This is a genomic window from Xenorhabdus sp. Sc-CR9, from assembly GCF_963897815.1.
Classification (GTDB): Bacteria; Pseudomonadota; Gammaproteobacteria; order Enterobacterales; family Enterobacteriaceae; genus Xenorhabdus.
Genome location: NZ_CAWQTY010000151.1, coordinates 1 through 229 on the forward strand (window position 1 = coordinate 1; position 229 = coordinate 229).

The following is a 229-nucleotide window of genomic DNA, read 5'->3' on the forward strand; positions in this document are numbered from 1 at the left end:
GACTATTTAGGCCACCGTAATATTCGTCATACTGTCCGTTACACTGCGAGTAATGCGGGTCGCTTCGAGACGATATGGGATCAAAAAGGAAAACGCGCTTACTTGACAATTAGTACCAAACTGTCAACTAAGGAGGATTTATCCAAAAAAACAAGATTGATAGACAAAATGACCACTGAAGATTGATCAATGCAGGGAATTACTCTTTCGATATCGAATACTATGTAAG

1 pseudogene is annotated in these 229 nt (G+C 39.3%); it reads left to right on the forward strand.

Features of this window, described 5'->3' with window-relative positions:
• A pseudogene (locus AACQ81_RS07070) lies at positions 1-186 on the forward strand (hypothetical protein); the annotation flags it as partial.
• Positions 187-229: the final 43 nt, after the last annotated feature.